21 protein-coding genes are annotated in these 23,511 nt (G+C 73.5%); 8 read left to right on the plus strand and 13 right to left on the minus strand.

Annotation, left to right across the window (positions count from 1 at the left end):
* Nucleotide 1: 1 nt before the first annotated feature.
* The 6 genes from mug to FZ103_RS20465 all read right to left on the minus strand — a co-directional run bounded on the left by mug (nucleotide 2) and on the right by FZ103_RS20465 (nucleotide 6,780).
* Nucleotides 2–643, minus strand: a complete 642-nt coding sequence (gene mug, locus FZ103_RS20440) for a G/U mismatch-specific DNA glycosylase (protein WP_156003478.1) — start codon at nucleotides 641–643, stop codon at nucleotides 2–4.
* A gap of 12 nt (nucleotides 644–655) precedes the next feature.
* Nucleotides 656–1,378: a sulfite exporter TauE/SafE family protein gene (locus tag FZ103_RS20445; RefSeq protein ID WP_156003480.1), complete on the minus strand. Its 723-nt coding sequence runs from the start codon at nucleotides 1,376–1,378 to the stop codon at nucleotides 656–658.
* 640 nt (nucleotides 1,379–2,018) lie between these two features.
* A complete protein-coding gene (locus FZ103_RS20450) occupies nucleotides 2,019–3,284 on the minus strand; it encodes a sugar ABC transporter permease (protein ID WP_156003482.1) in 1,266 nt (421 codons plus the stop codon).
* The gene (locus tag FZ103_RS20455; protein ID WP_156003484.1) at nucleotides 3,284–4,069 is read right to left on the minus strand and encodes an ATP-binding cassette domain-containing protein; all 786 of its coding nucleotides are present in this window, start codon (nucleotides 4,067–4,069) and stop codon (nucleotides 3,284–3,286) included. Before FZ103_RS20455 ends, FZ103_RS20450 begins: the two co-directional genes overlap by 1 nt.
* A gap of 114 nt (nucleotides 4,070–4,183) precedes the next feature.
* On the minus strand, nucleotides 4,184–5,293 hold the full coding sequence (locus tag FZ103_RS20460; RefSeq protein ID WP_156003802.1) for a sugar ABC transporter substrate-binding protein: 1,110 nt from the start codon (nucleotides 5,291–5,293) through the stop codon (nucleotides 4,184–4,186).
* A gap of 314 nt (nucleotides 5,294–5,607) precedes the next feature.
* Nucleotides 5,608–6,780 carry an ROK family transcriptional regulator gene (locus FZ103_RS20465; RefSeq protein WP_186356596.1) on the minus strand — a complete coding sequence of 391 codons (1,173 nt, stop codon included), beginning with the start codon at nucleotides 6,778–6,780 and terminating at the stop codon, nucleotides 5,608–5,610.
* A 60-nt stretch (nucleotides 6,781–6,840) separates the two neighbouring features.
* Between FZ103_RS20465 and FZ103_RS20470 the strand changes: the two genes are divergently transcribed.
* On the plus strand, nucleotides 6,841–7,464 hold the full coding sequence (locus tag FZ103_RS20470) for a hypothetical protein (RefSeq protein WP_255430171.1): 624 nt from the start codon (nucleotides 6,841–6,843) through the stop codon (nucleotides 7,462–7,464).
* A 55-nt stretch (nucleotides 7,465–7,519) separates the two neighbouring features.
* Here the strand turns inward: FZ103_RS20470 and FZ103_RS20475 are convergent, their stop codons facing one another.
* The 3 genes from FZ103_RS20475 to FZ103_RS20485 form a co-directional block, all read right to left on the minus strand.
* Nucleotides 7,520–7,720, minus strand: a complete 201-nt coding sequence (locus FZ103_RS20475; RefSeq protein ID WP_156003488.1) for a hypothetical protein — start codon at nucleotides 7,718–7,720, stop codon at nucleotides 7,520–7,522.
* Nucleotides 7,721–7,787: 67 nt separating this feature from the next.
* Nucleotides 7,788–8,174 carry a hypothetical protein gene (locus FZ103_RS20480; RefSeq protein WP_186356597.1) on the minus strand — a complete coding sequence of 129 codons (387 nt, stop codon included), beginning with the start codon at nucleotides 8,172–8,174 and terminating at the stop codon, nucleotides 7,788–7,790.
* Nucleotides 8,175–8,305: 131 nt separating this feature from the next.
* Nucleotides 8,306–9,940 (minus strand): molybdopterin-dependent oxidoreductase, encoded by a 1,635-nt coding sequence (locus FZ103_RS20485; RefSeq protein WP_394350129.1) that lies wholly within the window; start codon nucleotides 9,938–9,940, stop codon nucleotides 8,306–8,308.
* 247 nt (nucleotides 9,941–10,187) lie between these two features.
* Between FZ103_RS20485 and sigK the strand changes: the two genes are divergently transcribed.
* From sigK to FZ103_RS20505, 4 genes are all read left to right on the plus strand, one after another.
* Nucleotides 10,188–10,811: an ECF RNA polymerase sigma factor SigK gene (gene sigK, locus FZ103_RS20490; RefSeq protein WP_394350125.1), complete on the plus strand. Its 624-nt coding sequence runs from the start codon at nucleotides 10,188–10,190 to the stop codon at nucleotides 10,809–10,811.
* The gene (locus tag FZ103_RS20495; RefSeq protein ID WP_186356598.1) at nucleotides 10,808–11,620 is read left to right on the plus strand and encodes an anti-sigma factor; all 813 of its coding nucleotides are present in this window, start codon (nucleotides 10,808–10,810) and stop codon (nucleotides 11,618–11,620) included. The genes sigK and FZ103_RS20495 overlap by 4 nt, the downstream gene beginning before the upstream one ends.
* Before the next feature lie 302 nt (nucleotides 11,621–11,922).
* A complete protein-coding gene (locus FZ103_RS20500; RefSeq protein ID WP_156003494.1) occupies nucleotides 11,923–12,393 on the plus strand; it encodes a septum formation family protein in 471 nt (156 codons plus the stop codon).
* Between the two features lie 219 nt (nucleotides 12,394–12,612).
* Complete coding sequence (locus FZ103_RS20505) at nucleotides 12,613–13,050, plus strand: septum formation family protein (protein ID WP_156003496.1); 438 nt, start codon at nucleotides 12,613–12,615, stop codon at nucleotides 13,048–13,050.
* 19 nt (nucleotides 13,051–13,069) lie between these two features.
* On the opposite strand, the gene FZ103_RS25205 is transcribed toward FZ103_RS20505, so the two are convergent.
* Together FZ103_RS25205 and acnA are read right to left on the minus strand one after the other, a co-directional pair.
* The gene (locus FZ103_RS25205; protein ID WP_156003497.1) at nucleotides 13,070–15,481 is read right to left on the minus strand and encodes a serine/threonine-protein kinase; all 2,412 of its coding nucleotides are present in this window, start codon (nucleotides 15,479–15,481) and stop codon (nucleotides 13,070–13,072) included.
* A 213-nt stretch (nucleotides 15,482–15,694) separates the two neighbouring features.
* Complete coding sequence (acnA, locus tag FZ103_RS20515; protein WP_343233624.1) at nucleotides 15,695–18,430, minus strand: aconitate hydratase AcnA; 2,736 nt, start codon at nucleotides 18,428–18,430, stop codon at nucleotides 15,695–15,697.
* Between the two features lie 740 nt (nucleotides 18,431–19,170).
* On the opposite strand from acnA, the gene FZ103_RS20520 reads away from it, so the two are divergent.
* Complete coding sequence (locus FZ103_RS20520; RefSeq protein ID WP_156003499.1) at nucleotides 19,171–19,464, plus strand: hypothetical protein; 294 nt, start codon at nucleotides 19,171–19,173, stop codon at nucleotides 19,462–19,464.
* A 5-nt stretch (nucleotides 19,465–19,469) separates the two neighbouring features.
* Here FZ103_RS20520 and FZ103_RS20525 read toward each other — a convergent pair whose 3' ends face one another.
* Together FZ103_RS20525 and FZ103_RS20530 are read right to left on the minus strand one after the other, a co-directional pair.
* Nucleotides 19,470–20,402 (minus strand): LLM class F420-dependent oxidoreductase, encoded by a 933-nt coding sequence (locus FZ103_RS20525; protein WP_156003500.1) that lies wholly within the window; start codon nucleotides 20,400–20,402, stop codon nucleotides 19,470–19,472.
* A 181-nt stretch (nucleotides 20,403–20,583) separates the two neighbouring features.
* Complete coding sequence (locus FZ103_RS20530) at nucleotides 20,584–21,837, minus strand: class I SAM-dependent RNA methyltransferase (protein WP_156003805.1); 1,254 nt, start codon at nucleotides 21,835–21,837, stop codon at nucleotides 20,584–20,586.
* A gap of 297 nt (nucleotides 21,838–22,134) precedes the next feature.
* Between FZ103_RS20530 and FZ103_RS20535 the strand changes: the two genes are divergently transcribed.
* Together FZ103_RS20535 and FZ103_RS20540 are read left to right on the plus strand one after the other, a co-directional pair.
* Complete coding sequence (locus tag FZ103_RS20535; protein WP_186356599.1) at nucleotides 22,135–22,818, plus strand: TrkA family potassium uptake protein; 684 nt, start codon at nucleotides 22,135–22,137, stop codon at nucleotides 22,816–22,818.
* A 1-nt stretch (nucleotide 22,819) separates the two neighbouring features.
* Nucleotides 22,820–23,491, plus strand: a complete 672-nt coding sequence (locus FZ103_RS20540; protein ID WP_156003501.1) for a TrkA family potassium uptake protein — start codon at nucleotides 22,820–22,822, stop codon at nucleotides 23,489–23,491.
* Nucleotides 23,492–23,511 lie beyond the last annotated feature (20 nt).

Raw genomic sequence — 23,511 nt, forward strand, 5'->3', positions numbered from 1 at the left:
GTTAACCGGATCCTTCCGGCCCGCCCCGCACGGCGTCGCGCAAGCGGCCCAGTTCGGCGGCGATGCCCTCGGTGCTCCAATGGGCGTTGAGGCCGCTGGGGTTGGGCAGCACCCACACCGGCGTGTCGGCGATGGGCTGCTCGCGCGGGCCGATGCGGGCGGCGGGATCGCCGAACGCCTGGCGGAAGGCGGTCACCCCCAGCACGGCCAGCGCGCGGGGGCGGTAGCTGCGCAGCGCGCGCACCAGAGCGGCGGCGCCCTCGCGCAGTTCGGCGGCGCTCAATTCGTCGGCGCGCGCGGTCGACCTGGCGGCCAGGTTGGTGATCCCCAGGCCCCATTGCGGCAGCAGGTGCTGCTCGGCGGGGCGCAGCCGCCGCGGAGTGAGTCCCGCCAGGTGCAGCGCCGGCCAGAACCGGTTGCCGGGGCGGGCGAAGTGGTGTCCGCTCCAGCCGGAGTAGAGGCCGGGGTTGATGCCGCAGAAGAGGATGTCCAGGCCGGGCGCGAGGACGTCGGGGATGGTGGCGCCGTATGCGGCGGCGAGCTCGTCCTTGCCGGGCCGCCGGACCGGCCGGCGGCCCGATCCGGCGCCGTCGCCGCCGGCGGCGGGTTCCTCGGCTGCCGCGGGTCTGCGTGTGGCGCTCATCGCCCCCGCAGCTTACCCGAGCGCCGCCTGCACCAGCAGGACGGCGCCGGAGACGGTGACCACGGCCAGCAGGGCGGCGCGCATCCGGCCCGCGTCGACGATGCGGCACAGCGGGCGCCCGGCCGCGAACCCGGCCGCCACGAAGGGCAGCAGCCACAGTCCGTGCACGACCTCGGCCGTCTGGAGCTCGCCGCCGGCCGCCAGCAGACCCAGCGACATCACGACGCCGATGAGGAAGTAGGCGGCGAGCGTGCCGCGGATGCGCCCGGCCTCCTCGTGCTGGTAGAGCAGCGCGATGGGCGGGCCGCCGATGGAGGTCGCGGTGCCCGTGACCCCCGAGATCAGCCCGGCGACCAGCAGCGATCCGCGGTGGATGCGCACCCGCACCGCGCGCACGGTCAGCGCGACGGCCAGCAGCACCATCGCGCCCACGGCCCCCGCCAGCACCTCGGGGTCCAGGACTGCGACGACCCACACCCCCGCCAGGGTGCCGGGCAGGCGCCCCGCCAGCGCCCAGACCAGGCCGCGCCAGTCGATGCTGCGCCACTCCACCGCGAGGACGAACACCGGCAGCACGGCGGTGGCGACCAGCATCGTGCCCGGCATCAGCCCCGGATCCAGCAGCGCCACGACCGGGGCCGCGACCAGCCCCAGTCCCAGGCCGACGCTGCTCTGCACCACGGCGCCCAGCAGGACGGCGGTGCCGGCGGCGGCGAGGAACAGGAGTTCGGGCATAGGAGGCCGACGCTATACCCCGGATGCTCCGGTCGGGATCGAGGGGTGGGGTCATCGGGCCCTCCCGTCACCCCCCGCCACCCCAACGGTGGCGCTCCGCGCCGCCCATCCCCTCCCGTCACCCCCCGCCACCCCAACAGTGGCGCTCCGCGCCGCCCATCCCCTCCCGTCACCCCCCGCCACCCCAACAGTGGCGCTCCGCGCCACGTATCCCTTCAGAGCCGGCTTGCCGCCGAGCGGCGGTGCACCTTCGCGTCAACGGCCCGCCACCGGTGGCACGGCTCCGGCCGACGAGTTCTGCGTGCGCTCGGCGGCAAGCTGTGTTCACGCTTCGCGAGGCGCACCCATTGCCGCAGCCTCGATGGTGGCCGCCCCGGGTGGTACCCGGAGGGTTCCTGGCGAGCGGCGCCCCCGCCGTTCTTGAACACGGCCTAACGGCGGCGCTCCGCGCCACGCCCCTTCTCCCCGTCACCCCCCACCGCCCCAACGGCGACCCGGACCTGCCGCGCACAGGAGGGCGCCCCCAGAGGGGAGGGGCTCTGGGGGCGCCGTGGCGGCCGCGCCGCGCCGGGGGTGGGGAGTGGGGCGGGCGGCCGCCCGGGGGCGTGCGCCGGGAGTGTGCGCACGCGGGGTCTGCCGGTCAGCCTCCTCGGGCGTGGACGCGGCGGCTGCGGCGGGACATCGCGTCCAGGGTCACCGCGATCAGCAGCACCAGAGCCGTGATCATGAACCGCACCGGGGTACCCATCTGCAGCAGGTACAGGCCCGAGGTGATGGCGCCCAGGACCAGGCCGCCCAGCAGGGCGGAGTAGGCGTTGCCGCGCCCGCCGAAGAGGCTGGTGCCGCCGATGACCGCGGCGGCGATGGCCATCATCAGCTCCTCGCCGGCGCCGGTGTCCAGGCTGGCCGAGAAGGACCGCGAGACCAGCAGGATGCCGCCCATCGCCGAGAGCATCGACGCCAGCCCGAACACCGAGATCCGGATCAGGTCGACGTTGATGCCGGCGCGGCGGGCCGCCTCGGCGCCGCCGCCGACGGCGAAGACCATCCGCCCGTAGCGCGTCTTGCGCAGCATCAGGTCGAAGGCCACCACGAACCCGACGAAGATCAGGAATGCCAGCGGGACGCCCTTGTACTGGTTGAGCACGTAGACGGAGCCGAAGACGGGCACGGCCAGCGCGAGGCTGCGCACCGCGATCTCCAGCGGCGACATGGCGACGAGCCCGGCCGCGGCCCGGCGCCGCTCGCCGACGAGGGTGAAGGCCACGAACACGCCGACGGCCACGACCGCGATTCCCCAGCCGAAGGAGGGCACGAAGTAGGTGTGGGTGAGCGCGGCGATGGCGCCGGTGTCGCTGATGTTGACTGTGCCGTCGCTGCCCAGCAACTGCAGTTGCACGCCCTGCCAGCCCAGCAGGCCGGCCAGGGTCACCACGAACGCCGGTACGCCGATCTTGGCGAAGATCGTGCCGTGCAGGATGCCGATCACCAGCCCGGCGCCGGCGGCCGCCGCGATCGCCCCCCACTCGGGGATCCCGACCCGCACCGCCAATACGGCGAGCACGGCGGAGGCGGCTCCGGCCACCGAGCCGATGGACAGGTCGATCTCGCCCAGCAGCAGCACCATGATCACGCCGGTGGTCATCAGACCCACGGCGGCGACCTGCACGGTGAGGTTGGAGAGGTTCTGCGGCGAGAGGAACCGCTCGTGCAGCAGTTGGAAGACGACGCAGATGAGGATGAGGCCGACGATCACCGGCAGCGGGCCGAGTTCGCCCCCGCGGATGCGGCGCCGCAGCGTGGCCAGAATCCCCGCCGGAGTGGTTCGGGTGACGATCAGCCGGGGGTCCTGCGCCACGGGCGCGTCATTGGCGGTGTCGTTGGAGACGGGTGTCTGCTGTGCCATCACGCTTCCTCCGTCCGGGTCGCCGGGGTGCGCTCGGACCGCCGGGAGACCGGGTTGTCGGACGCGCCGGTGATGGCCGCCACGATCTGCTCGTAGCTGGTCTCCTCGACGTTGAAGTCGCCGGCGTTGCGCCCCAGGCGCAGGACCGCCGCCCGGTCGGCGACCGCGCGGACGTCGGCCATGTTGTGGCTGATGAGGATCACGCCGAGGCCGCGGTCGCGCAGGCGCTCGATCAGATCGAGCACCTGGGCGGTCTGGGCCACGCCCAGCGCCGCGGTCGGCTCGTCCAGCAGGACCACCTTGGGCTCGCCCAGCAGCGAGCGGGCGATCGCGATGATCTGGCGCTGGCCGCCGGAGAGCGAGGCGACCGGGACCCGCAGGCTGGGCATCTTCACCGAGAGGGAGTCGAGGAGCTTCAGCGCCCGCCGCTCCATCTCCACCTCGTCCAGCGCCCCGAAGGCGGTCTTCTCGACGCCGAGGAACAGGTTCGCCACGATGTCCAGGTTGTCGCAGAGCGCGAGGTCCTGGTAGATCGTGGCGATCCCCAGGCGCTGGGCGTCGGCGGGCCGGTTGATGGAGACCTGCTGCCCCTCGAAGAGGACGTCGCCGCTATCGGCGGGGTTGACGCCGGCGATCACCTTGACGAGCGTCGACTTGCCCGCGCCGTTGTCGCCGAGCAGGGCCACGACCTCGCCGGCGCTGACCGTGAGATCGACCTGGTTGAGCGCCTGTACGGCGCCGAAGTTCTTGGATATCCCGGACAGTTCCAGGACTGGTGTGCTCAATGTCGCGTCCTTTAGGCTGCGCCCATGACGGGAGTGGCGTGCTCTGGGTCGTCCCGTTCGAGGTCGGGCGCCGGTTAGCGGACCGGCGCCCGACCTGTGCGTGCGGGGACCGCGCTACCCCTTGTCGATGTTCTTGCAGAAGTCGGTGTCGGAGTACCGGTCGGTGCAGATCTCCTCGACGCTGTAGAAGCCGTCGGAGATCACGGTGTCCTCGATGTCGTCGACGGTCACCGGCTCCGGCTCGATGAGCACGGACTTGACCTGCTTGCCGTCGCCGTCCTCGACCTTGGTCACGCCGAAGTCGCCGCCCTGGTACTTCTTGCCGGTGGCCGCGGCAACGGCCATCTCCGCGGCGACCTGCGCCTCGTCGCGGATGGCCTTGTAGACGGTCATGTGCTGCTCGCCGGTGATGATGCGGTGGATGCCGGCGATCTCGGCGTCCTGGCCGGTGATGGGCGGCAGGTCGTCGACGCCGGCGCTCTTCAGCGCCGCGACCACACCGGCGGCCATGCCGTCGTTGGCGACGTAGACGCCGTCGATGTTGTCGGCACCGACGGAGGTGATGGCCTGCTCCATCTCCGTCTGCGCCTCCTGGGGGTTCCACTCGGGAGTGTCGTACTCCGCGGCGATCTTGACCTGCCCGTCGAGGACGTCGTGGGCGCCCTGCTTGAACATGGCGGCGTTGGGGTCGGTCGGCGAACCGTTGATCATCACGATCTGGGCGTCCTTGCCGGCGCCCTCCTCGTCGAGCGCCTGCAGCAGCGACTGGGCCTGCACCTCGCCGACGCGGTGGTTGTCGAAGGACACGTAGTAGTCCACGCCGCCCTGGGCCAGCCGGTCGTAGGCGATGACAGGCACGCCCTGGCTCTTGGCGTTCTTGACGATGCCCGCCGCGGCCTCGGCGTCGACGGCGTCGAGCACGAGCACGTCCACGCCGGAGGTCAGCATGGCCTCAGCCTGAGACTGCTGCTTGGAGGTCTCCTGGTCGGCGTTCTGGTAGAGCAGCTCGCACTTCTGGCAGAGCTCCTTCAGCGATTCCGTGAAGTACGGCTTATCGTACTCCTCGTACCGGGCCGTCTTGGTCTCCGGCAGCAGCAGTCCGACCTTGAAGCCCTCTTCGACGCTCGCTGTGCCGCCTTCGTCTGAGGCACCGGTGGTGGTGGCGCCGCATCCGGTAGCGAGCAGGGACAGTGCCGCTGCCGCCCCGACCGCGGCGCGGAACATGAATCCGCTTCGCTTGTTCAACGGGGTTGACCTCCTCTTGCGGTCCCCGAGCATGAGTGCATGGGGGACATCCGACGCGAACCTGTGCGTCGGATCACTCGGTGGACCAATGCGGTGAAGTCAAACTTCTTCGCCCGTTGACGTCAAGCCTTGAACACATAACTGAAATGTCACGAGCTCTTCATTCAATCAGTGAACACAGCAAAACCGCAGGTCAGAGCCAGTATGCCCGTTATGTGAAGCTCTGTGAACCTTCGGAGGCTTTTACCCTTTCGCAGGTCGCCGGACGGCCGATCTCCGCTGGTCACACCCGCTCAGACCTCGCTCGCCGCCGCGGTCGCCGCCAGCAGCAGCGCGCCCCGCAGGGCCGCCTCGTCGCCGAGGCCGCCGCGGACGATCTCCATCTGCCCCAGCGCGCTGCCCAGCGTGCCCAACTCCAAGGAGCGGCGCACCGGCTCCAGCAGCGCCTCGCCGGCCTCGATCAGCTCCCCGCCCAGCACCACCATCTCCGGGTTGAAGGTGTTGGCAAGGATGCCCAGGCCGCGCCCCAGCGCGGTGCCCGCCTCGGCCACCACCCGGCGGCAGCCCGGATCGCCCTCCTCGGCGGCCGCCACCAGCTCCGGCACGCTCGCGGGAGCGCGCTCGCCCTGGTGCGGCAGCATCCCCACCAGGTAGGGGGCGCCGAGCACCGTCTCCAGGCAGCCGCGGTTGCCGCAGCGGCACACCTGGCCGCGCTCGTCCAGGCCGATGTGCCCGATCTCGCCGGCGGTGCCGCCGGCGCCTCGGAACAGGGTGCCGTCCACGACGATCCCGGCCCCCACGCCCTCGCCGATCCGCACGTAGATGACGTGCTCGCGTTCGGCGGCGGCACCGTCGCGGATCTCGGCCAGAGCGCACAGGTTGGCGTCGTTCTCCGCCTGCACCGCCACGCCCAGCCGCGACGTCAGCGCCTGGGCCGGGCGGAAGCCGGCCCAGCGCGGCATGCCGGTGATGGCCCCGATCTCACCGGTACGCAGGTCCACGGGCCCCGGCACGGCGGCGGTGACCGCGGCGATCGTGCCGTGGTCGACGCGCAGGCGCGTCAGCAGGGTCTCGACCAGCCACACCGCGCGCCGGACGGCGCGCTCGGGCTCGGCGGCCACGTCGTAGGCGATGCCCTCGCGCGCCAGCACCGCGCCCTGGCTGTCACCCAGCGCCGCGGTGATGCGGCCGGGGGTGAAGTCCAGGGCCACCACCGCGCCGGGCGGGCGGATCAGCGTGACCGCGCGGGCGCGCCGCCCGTTGGAGGAGGTCTCGCGCACCGAGACCGTGCCCGCGGCGCGCAGATTGCGTACGATGTTGGAGACGCTGGCGGGCGAGAGCCCGGTACCGCGGGCGATCTCCGCCTGTGTCAGCGTTCCGCCGCTGCGCAGGGCGTCGACGACGCGCTGCTGGTTGGCCCGCCGCAGCGCCGCCTGTGAGCCGGGTGTCACCTCGACGTCGGTCACGGGGGTCCCTTTCCTCGGTGCTGAAGGCAGGCGCCGCTGGTGAAAGGGAGCTTACAAGACTTGAATTCAGCGCGGGAGCCCGCCCTCGGCCGCGATCCCGCTCCCCACGGGGCGTCCGCGCCCGCGCTGAGGGCCGGCGGGGGCGACTGGAGCCGGCGGGTGCTCGCGATGCTGCGGGACTCCCCTGCTCGGGCCGGGCGCTGCCGGGTGATGGCCGTGGAGGGCCGCTCCGGCGCGGGCAAGACCCTGCTGGCCGGGCGCATCGCCGCCGCTGCCGGGTGCCCGCTGCTGCACCTCGACGACCTCTATCCCGGCTGGGAAGGGCTGGCGGCGTCGGTGCCGCTGGTGCGCGATTGGGTGCTGGAGCCCCTCGTTCGCGGCGAGGACCCGTGCTGGCGGCGCTACGACTGGCAGCGCGGCGCGCCGGGCGACTGGCAGCGCACGCCCGTGGAGGGGCTGCTGCTGATCGAGGGGTGCGGCTCGGGGGCCGGCGAACTGCGTCCGTACCTGTCGCTGCTGGCGTGGGTGCACGCACCCGAGGACCTGCGGGCCGCGCGGTTGGACGCGCGCGCCGACGCGGCCGACTACGCCCCCTACCGGTCCCTGTGGGCCCGCCAGGAGAAGGCGTTCTACGCCGTCCACCGGCCGGCCGCGCACGCGGACCTGGTCATCGACAACACATGAACCGGGCGCCTCCCGGCGGATGCGGGAGGCGCCCGATCACGGCGCCGGCGGCGGGCTAGTAACCACCGTCGTCCTCCTCTTCGCCGCCGCCGTCCTCGCCGCCGTCTTCGCCGTCCTCCTGCTGCTGAGGGGCCTCTTCCTCGCCGCCCCCGCCGCCTTCCTCGTCGTTGCAGGCGGCCAGCGAGAACGTCGCGGCCAGCGCGATGGCCCCCGCGGCAACCAGGCGGCGCAGCATGCCCAGGGTTGGCTTGTGCATCGGGTCTCCTCCTTCGAAGACGGGGCCCGCGCGCCGACACGGCGATCGCGCAGGGAGGCGCGCGGCGCTACCCCTCGTCCATTGACTCCTGCCCGTCCGTGCTCTCGTCCATGCCGCCGCCCATGGACTCCTCGCCGTCCATGCCCCCGTCCATGGATTCCTCGCCGCCCATGTCGTCTCCCCCGTCCTGCTGCATGTCCTCCTGGCCGCCTTCGTCCTGCATGCCGTCCTGGCCGCCCTCGTCCTGCATCTCGTCCTGGCCGCCCTCGTCCTGCATGTCCTCCTCGCCGCCGCCGTCCTGCGGGCCGCCCTCGCCCCCGTCCTCCTCGGCGGTGACCTCGTCGCCGCTGCCGCCGCCGTCGTCGCCGCAGGCGGCCAGCGTGAGCATCGCGGTAAGGCTGATGGCTCCGGCGGCGACCATGCGGCGCAGGGTGTTCAGCGAAGCTGTGGACATGGGTCTCTCCTTGCGTCTGATCGGTTACTCGGTGCGGCTTCCACCGCACGCGGCGGTGGACCGCGGAACCGCGGCGGTCCCGCGGGGCTCATGGGACGTTCCGAGGCACCCCGGCCTCGGGGATGCGGGTCTTAGGTGACCGTCACCTCGACGGTGTGGTAGCCGGTGGCTCCGTCGGGCGCCGGCCGCGCCTCCTCGGCGGTCTGGGTCGCGCCGGAGCGGTCGGTGGCGCGCACGCTGATGCGGTGTTCGCCCGGTCGGGCCGCCCAATCCAGCACCCACTGCCGCCAGGTGTCGGCGGTGTCCTCCTCGGCCAGGCGCGCGGGCTGCCAGGGTCCGTCGTCGATGCGGACCTCCACCGCCTCGACTCCGACATGCTGCGCCCAGGCCACGCCCGCGATCGGCACCGTCCCCGCGCCGACGGTCGAGCCCGGGCGCGGCGTGTCGATGCGCGACTGGGTCTTGATCGGCGCCCGCTGTGCCCAGCCGCGGGGGATCCAGTAGGCGTCGAAGTCGTCGAAGGTGGTCAGCTCCATCTCCACCACCCACTTGCACGCCGAGACGTAGCCGTAGAGGCCGGGCACCACCACCCGCGCCGGGAACCCGTGGTCGGTCGGCAGCGGCTGCCCGTTCATGCCCAGCGCGAGCATGGCGTCGCGGCCGTCCATCAGTGCGGCCACGGGCGTGCCGATCGTCATGCCGTCCGAGGAGCGCGACACCAACTGGTCGGCCGGGCCGCCCTCGCCGGGCGGGCGGACACCGGCCTCGCGCAGCAGGGCGGCCATCGGCACGCCGATCCAGCGGGCGTTGCCGATGTAGGAGCCGCCCACGGGGTTGGACACGCAGGCCAGCGTGACGTCGCGCTCGATGAGGTCGGAGCGCCGCAGCAGGTCGGCGTAGGTGTACTCGCGCTCGCGCGCGCCGCGGCCGTGGATGCGCAGTCTCCACCGCGTGGCGTCGATGCGCGGCACCGACAGGGCGGTGTCGACGCGGTAGAAGTCGCCGTTGGGGGTGAAGAAGGGGCTCAGCCCCGCGACGTCCAGATCGGCGCCGTCGGGCAGCGGCGGCGCGGGCGAATCGGGGCGCGGCAGCCTGACCGCCTCGCGGCGCCGTTCCACCCCGGCCTGGGCGGTGGCCCACCACCGCCCGCCGGCCCCGGCGCCCGCGGAGGCCACGGCCGCGCTGCCGGCCAGCAGGACGAACCTGCGGCGGTCGAACCCGGATCCCTGCGGGGGCGGGGGTGTGCCGGGGGCTGCCGCCGTGTCGGCGGCGGTGCCGTGCGCGGGTGCGGCTTCCCCGCCGCCGGTACCGCCGGCCGCGCCGGGTTCCCGCCCGCCGTCTTCGTCGGCCGGCGCGGCCGCATCCGCCCGGCCGCGCGGCGGCGCGGTGCGCACCAGCAGGCGCAGCAGCACCACCGCCACGGCCCCGCCCGCAAGGGAGGGCAGGGCGTAGAGCGGGTCCTGTTCGGGCCGGGTGAGCGCGGCGGCGGTGGCGATCGCGGCCAGTACCGCCATGCCCGCGTCGCCGATCCACGGCCGGCGCAGCGCCTCCGCGCCGATTCCGGCGGCGAACAGCGCCAGCAGCACGGCGGTGCCGGCGACGAGCAGCGGCCGGTCGGCCTCGCCCACCGCCGAGATCGCGAACTCCCGCAGCCCTTGCGGCGTCAGGTCGATGACCGCCTGGCCGACCGCGATCAGCGGGGTGGCCTGGGGCCGGATCAGCGCTCCGAGGACCTCGGCCGCGCCCAGGGCCGCGCCGGCGGCGATGAGGCCGCACAGGGCGCCCACGAGCGGGCGGGGGCGCGCCGGCGGCTCCTGTGCGGACGCCGGTCCTGCTGCCGGGGTGTTTCGATGATCGGACACGCCCCTGCTTCGGAGCGGTCGGCGGCGGGGAGACGGCCTGAATGGTAACGAGTACATAACACAGCGGGCCGGAGGAGTGCGCGGGGGTCGCCCCGACCACTCCGCCTCCGAATGCAGTATGGAACGCAGACGAGTGGCGGAGCCGAGGACGGTGGCACAAGTGGAGCAGGCGATACCGGCGCAGCCGCCGCGCCGCGCGCAGGATGCCGGCGGCGCGGCGGACGGCGAGCACCGATTGGTGGCGCTGCTGCAGCGCACCGCCCTGGGCGAGCTGGCCGCCTTCGAGGAGGTCTACCGCGAGCTGTCGGGGCCGGTCTTCGGGCTCGTGCGGCGCGTCATGCTCGATCGGGCCCAGGCCGAGGAGGTCACCCAGGAGGTGTTCACCGAGCTGTGGCGGCTCGCCGCGCGCTTCGACCCCGACCGGGGCGGCGTGCGCGCGTGGGCGCTGACGCTGGCCCACCGCCGCGCCGTGGACCGGGTGCGCTCGGAGCAGTCGGCGAGCGCCCGCATGGAGGTGGCCGGGCGGCTGGCCCCGGAGTCCTCGGCTCCCGACGATGTCGCCGAGCAGGTCGAGCACCGGCTGGAGCGCGAGAAGGTGCGCCGCTGCCTGCGCCGGCTGACCGAGCAGCAGCGCGAGACCGTCCGGCTGACCTACTACACGGGCTACACCCAGCGCGAGGCCGCGGAACTGCTGGGGGTGCCGCTGACCACGGTGAAAGGCCGGCTGCGCGACGGACTCATCCGGCTGCGCGACTGCCTGGGGGTGATGGTGTGAGCCTGCCGGAGCACGACGTGCACGGACTGACCGCCGGCTACGCGGTCGACGCGCTGAGCGGCGAGGAGCGCGAGCGCGCGCGGCGCCACATCGAGGAGTGCGCCGATTGCCGCCGCGACCTCGCCGACTTCCGCGCCACGGCCGTGCGGCTGGCCTACGCCCAGTCCGAGCGCCCGGCCGATGCGGTCTGGGAGCGGCTGCGCGCCACCGTTCCGACGGTGCGCCAACTGCCGCCGGAGACGGCCGACTCGCTGCCCGCGGCCGAGCAGGGCGCCGGGGCACAGGCACCGCCGCGGCCCTCCGGAGAGAGCGGCGGCGGGGGCGCGCAGGTGGTCGGCATGGCCGGCCGCGGCCGGCTGCGGCGCAGGTTGCCGTGGCTGCTGGCGGCGGCCTGTGCCGTGCTGGTGCTGGTGCTGGGCGGAACGGTGCTGGCGATGGCCCAGCGCATGCAGGAGATGAGCGAGCACAGCGCCAAGGTCGAGGCGCTGCTGGCGGCCTCGGACACGAGCATGAGCGAGGAGCCGGTCAGCCACAGCCGTGCGCAGGCGACCGTGTTCGCCTCCGAGCGCAGCGACATGGTGATGGTCGTGGTCAAGGGCCTGCCGCCCACTCCCGAGGGGATGGGTTACCAGTTGTGGTACGTCGACGACTCCGGGATGCGCTCGGCCGGGATGCTCGAGCGCACCGACGAGGGCGTCTACTCGGGCATGGCCGGGGACATGGGTTCGGCCGAGCAGCTGGGCATAAGCATGGAGCCCGCGGGGGGCATGCCCGAGCCCAGCAAGGAGCCGATGAAGGTGGAGCTGTGAAGGGCCGCCGCTGCCGGCGGCCGCGGCCGTGCGCCTCCCGCCCGCGGCACGCCGCCCCTGCGGTGCGCCGCCTCGGGATGTGACACCGGACACAGGTTCGTTCCGCGATTCCGGGGAACGCGGCACCGCGCGGACGCGTCAGAGCCTGGTACAGAGCGCACAACCCCCGCTGTGCGGCGGCTCGGGCCCCTGCCCCGGCCGAGTGTCCGCCGGCGCCGGCACTCTGCACCGCCCGGGCGTCCGGCGGCGTCGGCCTGCCCGGCGGTTTCGCCGAACCATTCACCGACTAGACGGAGACCCCCATGCCTTCGACGACCCTCCGGCCGTACACGCTGCGCATCGCGGCCATGTGCGCCGCCGCGGCCGCCGGTCTGTCCATCTCTGGCTGCGGCGCGCTGGCCGCCCTGCAAGGAGACGACGTGTTCCAGCTCAAGGTCGGCGACTGCCTGGCCGACGAACTGGGCAGCGGGGAGATCTCCGAAGCCGCCACCGTCGAATGCGGACAGGCGCACTTCGGCGAGGTGTTCGCCAGCGTCATGATGGACGACGGCTCCTACCCCGGCGACTCGCAGGTGACCACCCGCGCCGAGGAGGCCTGCACCGGGGAGTTCGAGTCGTTCATCGGCGTGCCCTACGCCGACTCCCAGCTCGACATGCACATGCTCTACCCCACCGAGCAGACGTGGAATGAGCTGAACGACCGCGAGATCCTGTGCATCGTCTACGACCCCGCGGGCGACACCACCGGCAGCCTCTCCGGCGCCGGGCGCTGACCCCGGAGCGTTCCGGGCGCGGCCGCAGCCGGCGGCCGCGCCCGCCGTGTGTGTGGGGGCCGGTGCCGATCCGGCTTCGGCAGCCCAACATTCCGGCATACCAGGGTGAATGCGACGAAGACGACCCCTATCCTCGTCCTGCGGGTCCGCACCGCGCGGCGCCGCTCGACGGCGCGTGCGCGGCCCCCGCTGCCGCATCCCCTGCCACGGAAATCCCCCATGCCCTCGACGACCATCCTCCTGCGAGCCGCCGCGGCGTGCGCCGCCGGCCTCACCCTCACCGGCTGCGGCGTGCTGCCCGCCCCCAACCCCGTCCAGGCCATGGACGTCGGCGACTGCCTGGTCGGGGCCATGTCGCTGCGCAGAGCCGTCCCTGTCGACTGCGACGAGCCGCACCTCGGCGAGGTCCTCGCACACGTCGCGCTGGAGGACGGCGCATACCCCGGTGAGGACGCGCTGCTGGAGAGGGCCATGCGGGAATGCCCCGGACGGTTCGAGGACTACGTCGGACTCGACCACCTGCGGTCGGTGTTCGACCTGCGGATGGCCCTGCCCATCCGGTGGCAGTGGACGCTGCTGAACGACCGCCGGATCACCTGCGTCGCCGTCGACCACGAGGGCGACCTCACCGGCTCGGTCGCCGACGCCCGGATCTGACACCCGCCCCCGCGGGGCCTCAGGGGCCAAGCGCTTCGCGCACGGCGCGCAGCTCGCCGCGCATCCGCTGCACACTTTCCTCCAGGTACAGGGCGTGGTCTCGAAGCTGGTAGAAGCGCGCCTGAGCGGCCTGCACCGCATTGGGGAACCCGTTGCGGGGGCCGCTGAACAGTCCGGCGACCCACCAGACCAGCCGCGACAGCCCCCAGGCGATGAGCAGCCAGATTCCGAGGTCCAGCATGTCGTAGGGCTCCGGGGCATACCCTCCCGAGGCGACGTCGGCGACATAGGCCACCACGGGCAGCGCCGGCAGCAAGTACGGGATGCGCCGACCCCACATCCGCGCGCGAAACAGCCTGGCCTCCCGCTTCCAGCGCTCGGCCGCCGCGTCGCGCTCCCCTTCGGCTTGGGCCAGGGCTGCGCTCCACTCGGCGGAGCGCAGCGCGCTGTCGCGGGCCTCGCCGGCCACGGAGGCCGCGGCGGCGCTCGATCCCACCCGCGCCGCCCCCTGCTCGCGCTCCACGGCCGACCACAGCGCGCCGTACCATTCGGCCACCTCGGGGCGGTCGTCGGCGTCGGGAGCCAGCGACCGGTCCTGCAGCAGCAGCGAGAGGATGAGCGCGGAGTCGACGGCGGCGCGCTGGGCCAAGCGCGGCACGGCGTCCTCCAGTCGGCGGCGGAACCCGCTCGCGGCCTGCTCGGCCGCTGCGAGGTCGTCGGCCAGCCTGCGCAGGTCGGCGGAGTCGGGGGCATCGTGCAGGGCCAGCAGGCGCAGTACATCCGGGCGCGCCAGCAGCACCAGCTCGTTGTCGGGCGGCGCGCCGGTGACGGCCGGGCGGACCCGGCTGAAGCGCTCGCGCAGATCGGCGAGGGCGGCGGGGCGGCCGCGGAAGACCGGCGGCAGGTCCGGGCGCTGCTGGGCGATGAACCAGGCGACCGCGCGGTTGGCGTCGTCGGGGCGGCGGCGGAAGATCGAGCGGTCGGTGGCGGTGTCGCCGACATCGTCGACCATCCACGCCCCCAGCGCGGTGCGCTCCTCCTCGTCGCTGAAGACGCCGACGGCGGCCGTCCAGTCGGCCTGCATGGCGGCGGCCAGCGCGCCCGGATCGGTGCAGCGATGCCCGGCGAACCAGTAGGGCGGCACGCCCTCGGCTGCAGGCCGCCCCAGGTCGACGGTGCCGCCCGTGCGGCCGGGCACCTGCGGCGAAGGGCCGGGGTGCCGATCCCCGGCCGTGGATGCGGGAACCGGGGAGGCGGGCGCCGGGCCCGAGGGCCGAGCCCGTGAAGGATCATCGAGGGCCTGCGGGGTTCCGGCCGGCGCGAGGCCGGTGTAGCGCAGCGTGCCGGAGCCGCTCCGGCCGGCTCCGTGGTCGCCGCCCGGCTCGATCTCGTTCCTGACCGCGTGCGGTGCGGCGGGCGCGGCCCCGGTGCGGGCGGTCTCCACCCGTGTCGCGCCGTCCCGGGCGCCCTCGACGCGCGTGGGGTCATCGCCTTCGACGCGGGTGGCGGCCTCCGCATCCACGCGCGTGGCCTCGGCCGCCACGGCCCTCGCGGTGGCGGCATCCGCAGAGGCCGCCTGCGCACACTCGGCCCCGGGCGCCTGCACCCGCTCCCCCGGTGCGTCGGCCACGTGCGCGCCCAGCAGCATGTCCAGCAGCGTGCGCGCGGTCGGGCGGCGCGCGGGGTCCTTGTCCAGGCAGGCGAGCGCGACGGAGAGCAGCGGGTCCGCCATGTCGCCGGTGTCGGGCTCGCCGGTCAGCACGCGCGTCATCCGGGCCGCCTGAGTGGGGGCGGCGAACGCCTCGCGCCCGGTAGCGGCGTAGACCATGGCCGCGCCCCAGGCGAACACGTCCACTGCCGGGGTGAGCCGGGCCCCTTCGAGCTGTTCGGGGGCCATGTAGCCGATGGTGCCGACGACGCCGCTGGCCGTCATGGACGTGGCCTCGATCGCGCGGGCGATACCGAAGTCGATGACGCGGGGACCGTCGCCCGCGAGCAGGATGTTGCCGGGCTTGAGGTCGCGGTGCACGACGCCCGCACCGTGGATGGCGGCCAGAGCGGTGGCGGTGGCCACGGCCAGCCGGTGCAGGTCCGTGCCCTGGCGCGGACCGTTCCCGTGCACATCGGCTTCCAGCGTCGGCCCGTCGATGTACTCCGTGGCGATCCAGGGCTGCTCGGCGTGCGGGTCGGCGTCCAGGATCGCGGCGACGCAGAAGCCGCTCACCCTGCGCGCCTGCTCCACCTCGGCCGCGAAGCGCCGGCGCATGTCGCCGTCGCCCGCCCAGGTGGCATGCAGCAGCTTGACCGCCGCCCGCGTGCCGTCGGACGCCTCGGCGAGGAAGACCTCCCCGAACCCGCCGCGCCCCAGCGGCTCGATGAGCCGGTACCGACCGGCGAAGCGCTCGCTGCCCCCGGTGCCGCCCTCGCTCATGCCGTCCTTCCCGTCGCCTTCTCCGCGCGTGCGGGGATGACATTATCGGTGCCGCGGGACAGCGCAAGGCCGATATCGGGGATCCGGCCGACCGGGCACCGGACCGCCGCGGAGCGGACCGGCCGCAACAGGCCGGGGGCCGCCGCCCGTCGGCGACGGGCGGCGGCCCCCGGTGTCCGCAAGCGGCCGCACGGGCCGCGGCGCGGATCCGGCCTACTTGCCGATGAGCTGGCGCAGCACGTACTGCAGGATGCCGCCGTTGCGGTAGTAGTCGGCCTCGCCGGGGGTGTCGATGCGCACGTCGGCGTCGAACTCGATCCCGGTGTCGGTGGAGACCTTGACCGTCTGCGGCACCCGGCCCTCGTTCAGCTCGGTGATCCCGGTGATGGAGTAGGCCTCCTCACCGGTCAGCCCCAGCGAGTCGGCCGAGGCGCCCTGGGGGAACTGCAGCGGCAGCACGCCCATGCCGATGAGGTTGGAGCGGTGGATGCGCTCGTAGGACTCGGCGATGACCGCACGCACGCCCAGCAGGCGGGTGCCCTTGGCCGCCCAGTCGCGCGAGGAGCCCGATCCGTACTCCTTGCCGCCCAGCACCACCAGCGGCGTGCCCTGGGCCGCGTAGTTCTGCGCCGCGTCGTAGATGAAGGTCACCGGCGCGTCGGCGGGGTTCTCGGCCTGGGTGAAGTCGCGGGTGAAGCCGCCCTCGGTGCCCGGTGCGATCTGGTTGCGCAGCCGGATGTTGGCGAAGGTCCCGCGGATCATCACCTCGTGGTTGCCGCGCCGCGAACCGTAGGAGTTGAAGTCCTTGCGCGCGACTCCGTGCTCCTTGAGGTACTGCCCCGCGGGGCTGTCGGGCTTGATCGCGCCGGCCGGCGAGATGTGGTCGGTGGTGACCGAGTCGCCCAGCTTGGCCAGCACCCGCGCGCCCGAGATGTCGGAGACCGGCTCGGGCTCGGCGCCCATGCCCTCGAAGTAGGGGGGCTTGCGCACGTAGGTGGAGTCGGAGTCCCACTCGAAGGTGTTTCCGGTGGGCGTGGGCAGCGACCGCCACCGCTCGTCACCGGCGAAGACGTCGGAGTAGGCGCTCTCGTACATGTCCGAGGCGATCGCGGTGCCGATGACGTCCTCGATCTCCTCGGGCGTGGGCCAGATGTCGGCCAGGTAGACGGGCTGACCGTCGGATCCGGTGCCCAGCGGCTCGGTGGTGAGGTCGAGGTCCATGGACCCGGCCAGGGCGTAGGCCACCACCAGCGGCGGCGAGGCCAGGTAGTTCATCTTGACGTCGGGGTTGATGCGGCCCTCGAAGTTGCGGTTGCCCGAGAGCACCGAGGTGACGGCCAGGTCGTGCTCCTGGACTGCCTTGGAGATCTCCTCGGGCAGCGGGCCGGAGTTGCCGATGCAGGTCGTGCAGCCGTAGCCGACCAGGTTGAACCCGAGCTTGTCGAGGTAGGGGGTCAGCCCCGATCGCTCGTAGTAGTCGGTGACGACCTTGGATCCCGGCGCCAGCGAGGTCTTCACCCACGGCTTGCGCGTCAGGCCCTTCTCCACCGCGTTCTTGGCCAGCAGCGCGGCGCCGAGCATGACCGAGGGGTTGGAGGTGTTGGTGCAGGAGGTGATGGCGGCGATCACCACGCTGCCGTGGTCGATCTCGGTCCGGGTGCCGTCGGCGAGGGTCACCTGGACCGGGTTGCTGGGGCGCTGCCCGTTGGCCGGCCGGGCGGGGGCGTCGGAGGCCGGGAAGGACTCGTCGGAGGCCTCGTCGACCGGGCTGATGACGTAGTTCTGCACGTCGTGGCGCCAGGTGGGCTTGGCCGCCGACAGCGCGATGCGGTCCTGGGGCCGCTTGGGGCCGGCGATGGAGGGCACGACGTCGCCGAGGTCGAGCTCCAGGTACTCGGAGTAGACGGGCTCGCGGGCGGGGTCGTGCCAGAGGCCCTGCTCCTTGGCGTAGGCCTCGACCAGGCGCGTCTGCGACTCGGGGCGCCCGGTCAGCTTCATGTAGCGGATGGTCTCCTCGTCGATCGGGAAGATCGCCGCGGTGGACCCGAACTCCGGGCTCATGTTGCCGATGGTGGCGCGGTTGGCCAGCGGCACCGAGGCCACGCCCTCGCCGTAGAACTCCACGAACTTGCCCACCACGCCGTGCTCGCGCAGCATCTCGGTGACGGTGAGCACGAGGTCGGTGGCGGTGGTGCCGGGGCGCAGCGAGCCCGTCAGCTTGAAGCCGACCACCCGCGGGATGAGCATGGAGATGGGCTGGCCGAGCATCGCCGCCTCGGCCTCGATGCCGCCCACGCCCCAGCCCAGGATGCCCAGGCCGTTCTGCATGGTGGTGTGGGAGTCGGTGCCCACACAGGTGTCGGGGTAGACCTGGCCGTTGCGGACCATGGCCACCCGGGCCAGGTGCTCGATGTTGGCCTGGTGCACGATGCCGGTTCCGGGCGGGACGACCTTGAACTCGTCGAAGGCGGTCTGGCCCCAGCGCAGGAACTGGTAGCGCTCGCGGTTGCGCTCGTACTCGATCTCGACGTTGCGCTCGAAGGCGTCGGGACGGCCGAAGACGTCGACCACCACGGAGTGGTCGATGACCAGCTCGGCCGGAGCCAGCGGGTTGATCTTGGCCGGGTCGCCGCCGAGGTCGCCGACGGCCTCGCGCATGGTCGCCAGGTCCACCACGCAGGGCACTCCCGTGAAGTCCTGCATGATCACGCGGGCGGGGGTGAACTGGATCTCCTGGGTGGGCCGGGCCTTAGCGTCCCACCGCCCCAGGGCCCGGATGTGCTCTTCGGTGACGTTCGAGCCGTCCTCGGTGCGCAGCAGGTTCTCCAGCAGCACCTTCAGGCTGTAGGGGAGCCGCTCGGCGCCCTCGACGGCGTCCAAGCGGAAGATCTCATAGGACTCTTCGCCAACGCGGAGCGTGTCACGGCTGCCGAAGCTGTTCGCGGACACGGTGTTTGCCTCCTGATCTCGCCACTTTTCTCCCAGCATCCTGCCGTAGCGCAGGCGCGGGACATCACTGAGGCTGGCCTAATCGAGACGGCCCGGAGTGCGCCGCGGCACCACCCCACGGCACGCCGGTCTCCCCGTTCTACCAGCGATGTCCGCCCGGTCCCCGGCGCCGCGCGCATATCGGGGGCCGGCAGCACGCGGCACGGCTGTGCGCGCGTGGGACGGCCGGTGCGACCCGTCCCCTTCTGCACCTCATTTTATCTCGATATCAAGGTATCCGACGGGTATCTCGACATCAAGTTAACGCAAGCGGGTGCGCGGGACGCGGCGCCGTCCGGACCGACCAGCGAGGGAGCGAGGCCCCGAGCGGGTGGGCGGGGCGCGGCGCCGTCCGGACCGACGGGCGAGGAAGCGAGGCCCTGAGCGGGCCGGAGGGGTGCGGCGCCGTCTGGACTGACGAGCGAGGAAGCGAGGAACGAGCGACCGAGCGAGGAGGGAAGACGGCGCGTCGAAGCACCCCGAAGGCCCGCGGGGAACATAGTGCGACCGAGCGAGGAGGGAAGACGGCGCCTCAAAGCGCCCCGCACACCCGCGGGAAAAGCAGAAAAACACGCGGGGAACCGCGCCCCCGGCGCGGACGTCCTACAGCCGAACACACCCTGCGGCGGAGGCGCGATCCCCGCACCGGCCGCGGCGGGCGCGCCCGCCCCACGACCGAGACCCCCGAGGAGCTCCAAGCGATGCGCTCACTGCGCGACATGCTCATTTTCGTCTTCTGCGGCATTGCGCTCATCGTCTGGGGGGTCATCACCCTGCTTTCTCCCGGGGCGGCCGCGGTGGCCTCCGCGGGATCGCCCTACTGGACGATTCCGCTGGGGATCGCCATGCTCGCCGCCGGGTTCGCGCTGGACGCGGTCTCCCGGCGACGCCGCCGCCGGGCCGCAGCGGCTCAGCCGGGCTCCGAGGCGGACGCGGCGCCCGCCCGGGAGGAGGAGCCGCGCGACTCCGGGGGCGCGGCGCCGCCGGCCGCCTGACGCCGCTACTGCAGCTGGCGGGAGACCTGCGAGGCGATCAGCTCCAGGTGGTCCAGGTCGGACAGGTCGAGCACCTGGAGATACATCCGCTCGGCGCCGATCTCGGTGAACCGGCCGAGCTTGTCGACGATCTGGGCCGGGCTGCCCGCCAGCCCGTTGCGGCGCAGCTCCTCGGGCGCGCGCCCGATCGCCGCCGCCCGCCGCTCCACCTCGGAGTCGTCGCGCCCGCAGCAGACGACCTGGGCCGCGGAGTAGCGCATGGGCTCGCTGCGCCCGGCCGCCTTGACGGCCGCGCGCACCCGGTCGAAGGCCGCCGCGGTGTCCTCGACGGAGGCGAAGGGCACGTTGTACTCGTCGGCGTGCGCCGCCGCCAGCCGAGGGGTGCGCGTGCGCCCCGTGCCGCCGATGAGCACCGGCGGGCGCGGCGCCTGCTGCGGCTTGGGCAGCGCGGGGCCCTCGGAGAAGCGGTAGTGCCGCCCCGCGTAGCGGAAGGTCTCGCCCACCGGCGTCGCCCACAGGCCGGTGATGACGTCCAGCTGCTCCTCGTAGCGGTCGAACCGCTCGCGCGCCGACGCCGGGAAGGGGATGCCGTAGGCGGTGTGCTCGTCCTCGTACCAGCCCGCCCCGAAGCCGAACTCGACGCGGCCGCCGCTCATCCTGTCGACCTGGGCCACCGCGACCGCGAGGGGCCCGGGGTGGCGGAAGGTCGCGGCGGTCATGAGCGTCCCCAGGCGCACGTGGGAGGTCTCGCGCGCCAGCCCGGCCAGGGTGACCCAGGCGTCGGTCGGCCCGGGCAGGCCGTCCACGTCGCCCATCTTCAGGAAGTGGTCGGACCGGAAGAAGCCGTCGAACCCCAGGTCCTCGGTTGCCTTTGCCGCCGCCAGCTGGGTGTCGTAGCTCGCACCCTGCTGCGGTTCGATGAAGATCCTCAAGCGCATGAGGCCATTGTCGTACCGCCGGGCCGCAAAGGCGGAATCGCAACGCACCGGACCCGGCCGCCGCTTCGGCCGCATGCGGCCCCGACCCGCGGCGCGTCGCAGCGGCGACGCTGCGCACGGCCGCGCGCCGATCGCGGCGGGGATCGCGGCCCCCGCCCGACCCGGCGCCGGATACTGCGGCTCAGTCGCGCCGCAGCACCGCCAGGCACTCCACGTGGTGGGTCATCGGGAAGGAGTCGAAGGCGCGCAGCTCGGTCAGCTCGTAGCCCTCCTCCACGAAGGCCGCCAGGTCGCGGGCCAGGGTCGCCGGATCGCAGGAGACGTAGGCCACGCGGCGGTTGCGCAGCTCGGAGAGCTGGCGGGCCACGACCGTGCCGGCGCCGGTGCGCGGCGGATCGAGGACCGCGAAGTCCACGCGCATGTCCACCCACTCCCGCAGCTGCGCGGCGGCGTCGGCGTGCTCGACCCGCGCCCAGGGCAGGTCGCGCAGGTTGTGCCGCGCGTCGCGGACCGCCTCGGCATCGCTCTCGACGCCCAGGACGCGGCCCTGCGAGCCCACCGCCTCGGCCAGCGCCGCGGTGAACAGGCCCGCACCGCAGTAGAGGTCCAGCCCGGTTTCTCCCGGCTCGGGCGCCAGCGCCGCGACGACGGCGTCCGAAAGCACCTGCGCGGCGGACTCGTGCACCTGCCAGAACCCGCCGGCGCTGACGCGGAACTCGCGCCCGCCCACCTGCTCGCGGACGTGGCGCCGGCCGCGCACCTGCTGCAGGCGGCCGTTGCGGAAGCGGCGCAGCAGCGCCGAGGAGGCCTTGGGCTCGGGCAGCGCGGGCACCTTGGCGCCCTCAGGGGTGACCACCAGCGCGGCGTCGCGGGTGGTGCCCGAGGCCACGGCCTCGACCTCGCGCATCCGCGGCCATTCCAACTCGGTCACGCCGAGTTCGTCGACCCGGGGGTGGGCGATCCGGCAGCGGTCGATCGGCTCGATCTCGTGTGAGCGGTGGCGGCGCAGCCCGGCCCGGCCCGAGGAGTCGACGGCGAAACGCACCCTGGTGCGCCAGCCCAGGCCGTCCGGGGAACCGGGAAGCTCCTCCACGTGCACCTCGCGGTCGATCCGGGCGATGCGGCGCAGCTGCTCGGAGACGACCTCGCCCTTGATCCGGCGCTGCGCCTCCAGCGAGGCGTGCTGCCAGTCGCAGCCGCCGCACTTGCCGGGCCCGGCGAAGGGGCAGGGCGCTTCGACCCGGTCGGGCGAGGCCTCCAGCACCTCCACGGCGTCGGCACGCAGGAACCGCGCGGTCTCCTCGGTGACGCGGGCGCGCACCAGTTCCCCGGGCAGGGTGTGCCGCACGAAGACGACGCGCTCGTTGTGGCGCGCCACGCACCAGCCGCCGTGAGCGGCGCCCTCCACGCGCAGTCGCAGCTCCTCGCCGGCCATGCCGGGCGCCGCGGGGGCGTCCGCGGCGGCGTTCGGATTTCGGGCAGGGCTCAACGCAGACGACCTCCGGGATACGGGTGGGTACGGGGCTTTCGACGCAGGTGACCTCCCACGCAGCGCCACCGCCCAGCTCCGGCCACTCTAGCCGAGGGCGCATACCGCACAGGGCCGCCGCCGGCGGCCGTTCGCGGGCGGGCCGTACCCCCCGCGGAGGCCGCGATGGGTATACCGTCGCCCAGGGGCGGGCGGTCGGCCGGACCCGCCTTTTCGAGGAGCTACGGCAGAAGCGAGTGAGCAGTGCACATCGTGATCTTGGGGTGCGGGCGGGTGGGCTCGACGCTCGCCCACACGCTGGAGGACCGGGGGCACACCGTCGCCGTGATCGACCAGGAGCCCGAGGCGTTCCGCAGGCTGCGGCCGGCCACCGCCAAGGCCGCCGTGCGCGGAGCGGGCCAGGACCGCGACGTGCTGGTGGCGGCGGGCATCGAGTCGGCCTCCGCCTTCGCCGCCGTCAGCAGCGGCGACAACTCCAACATCATCACCGCCCGCGTGGCGCGGGAGACCTTCGGCGTGGAGCACGTCGTGGCGCGCATCTACGACCCCCGGCGCGCGGCCGTCTACCAGCGGCTCGGCATCCCCACGGTGGGCACGGTGCACTGGACGGCCGACACCATCCTGCGCCGCCTCGTCCCCGGCTCCCCCGGCCTGGACCTCGGCCCGCTGTGGCGCGACCCCTCCGGCACCCTCGTCATGACCGAGGCCCCGCTGGGCGCGCCCTGGGTGGGCCGGCGGGTCGAGCAGCTGGAGGGCGCGTTCCCGCTGCGGGTGGCCTACCTGGTGCGGGCGGGGCACATCCTGCTGCCCCGCGGCGACGAGACCCTGCAGGCCGGCGACGTCCTGCACGTGCTCACCCGCACCGAGGACATCGACCGGATCCACACCCGCCTCGGCGAGGCGGCCGACGACAGGCAGGGAGACTAGGATGCGCGTCGCCATCGCCGGAGCGGGCAGCGTCGGGCGCTCCATCGCCGCCGAGCTGTGCGACAGCGGGCACGAGGTGCTGCTGATCGACCGCGACTCCCGGTCCATCGGCGTGGACGACCTGCCGCGGGCGGAGTGGCTGCTGGCCGACGCCTGCGAGCTGTCGTCGTTGGAGGACGCGCGGCTCGCCGGGTTCGACGCCGTCGTGGCGGCCAGCGGCGACGACAAGGTCAACCTGGTGGTTTCGCTGCTGGCCAAGACCGAGTTCGGGGTGGGCCGCGTCATCGCCCGCATCAACGACCCGCGCAACGAGTGGCTGTTCACCGAGTCCTGGGGCGTCGACGTGGCCGTCTCCCCGCCGAGGATGATGGCGGCGCTGGTGGAGGAGCCCGAGGAGGAGACCGACGTCCCCGACGCCCTGAGCGCGCTGTCGCTGCCCGAGACCGACCTGCTGGAGTTCACCCTTCCGGCGGACTCTCCGCACGGCGGGCGCCCGCTGGGCGAGATCGCACCGGCGCTGCCGGAGGGCATCGTGCTGGTGGCGCTGGTTCGCGAGGGCCGGGTGCAGGCGCCGGACCCCAAGACGCCGTTGCGGGGCGGCGACGAGCTCGTCTTCCTCAGCAGCGCCGAGTCCGTCGACGAACTGGGCGCGCTGCTGGCGCCGGAGGACTGAGCGGGCACGCACCCGGCCGG

Origin of the sequence: Streptomonospora sp. PA3, from assembly GCF_009728995.1 — a bacterium.
Classification (GTDB): Bacteria; Actinomycetota; Actinomycetes; order Streptosporangiales; family Streptosporangiaceae; genus Streptomonospora.

What these genes read in the sequence shown, in the direction of transcription:
- mug (WP_156003478.1), bottom strand. Translation starts at nt 643, where the DNA reads ATGAGCGCCACACGCAGACCCGCGGCAGCCGAGGAACCCGCCGCCGGC.
- FZ103_RS20445 (WP_156003480.1), bottom strand. Translation starts at nt 1,378, where the DNA reads ATGCCCGAACTCCTGTTCCTCGCCGCCGCCGGCACCGCCGTCCTGCTG.
- FZ103_RS20450 (WP_156003482.1), bottom strand. Translation starts at nt 3,284, where the DNA reads ATGGCACAGCAGACACCCGTCTCCAACGACACCGCCAATGACGCGCCC.
- FZ103_RS20460 (WP_156003802.1), bottom strand. Translation starts at nt 5,293, where the DNA reads ATGTTCCGCGCCGCGGTCGGGGCGGCAGCGGCACTGTCCCTGCTCGCT.
- FZ103_RS20475 (WP_156003488.1), bottom strand. Translation starts at nt 7,720, where the DNA reads ATGCACAAGCCAACCCTGGGCATGCTGCGCCGCCTGGTTGCCGCGGGG.
- FZ103_RS20480 (WP_186356597.1), bottom strand. Translation starts at nt 8,174, where the DNA reads ATGTCCACAGCTTCGCTGAACACCCTGCGCCGCATGGTCGCCGCCGGA.
- FZ103_RS20500 (WP_156003494.1), top strand. Translation starts at nt 11,923, where the DNA reads ATGCCTTCGACGACCCTCCGGCCGTACACGCTGCGCATCGCGGCCATG.
- FZ103_RS20505 (WP_156003496.1), top strand. Translation starts at nt 12,613, where the DNA reads ATGCCCTCGACGACCATCCTCCTGCGAGCCGCCGCGGCGTGCGCCGCC.
- FZ103_RS25205 (WP_156003497.1), bottom strand. Translation starts at nt 15,481, where the DNA reads ATGAGCGAGGGCGGCACCGGGGGCAGCGAGCGCTTCGCCGGTCGGTAC.
- FZ103_RS20520 (WP_156003499.1), top strand. Translation starts at nt 19,171, where the DNA reads ATGCGCTCACTGCGCGACATGCTCATTTTCGTCTTCTGCGGCATTGCG.
- FZ103_RS20525 (WP_156003500.1), bottom strand. Translation starts at nt 20,402, where the DNA reads ATGCGCTTGAGGATCTTCATCGAACCGCAGCAGGGTGCGAGCTACGAC.
- FZ103_RS20530 (WP_156003805.1), bottom strand. Translation starts at nt 21,837, where the DNA reads ATGGCCGGCGAGGAGCTGCGACTGCGCGTGGAGGGCGCCGCTCACGGC.
- FZ103_RS20540 (WP_156003501.1), top strand. Translation starts at nt 22,820, where the DNA reads ATGCGCGTCGCCATCGCCGGAGCGGGCAGCGTCGGGCGCTCCATCGCC.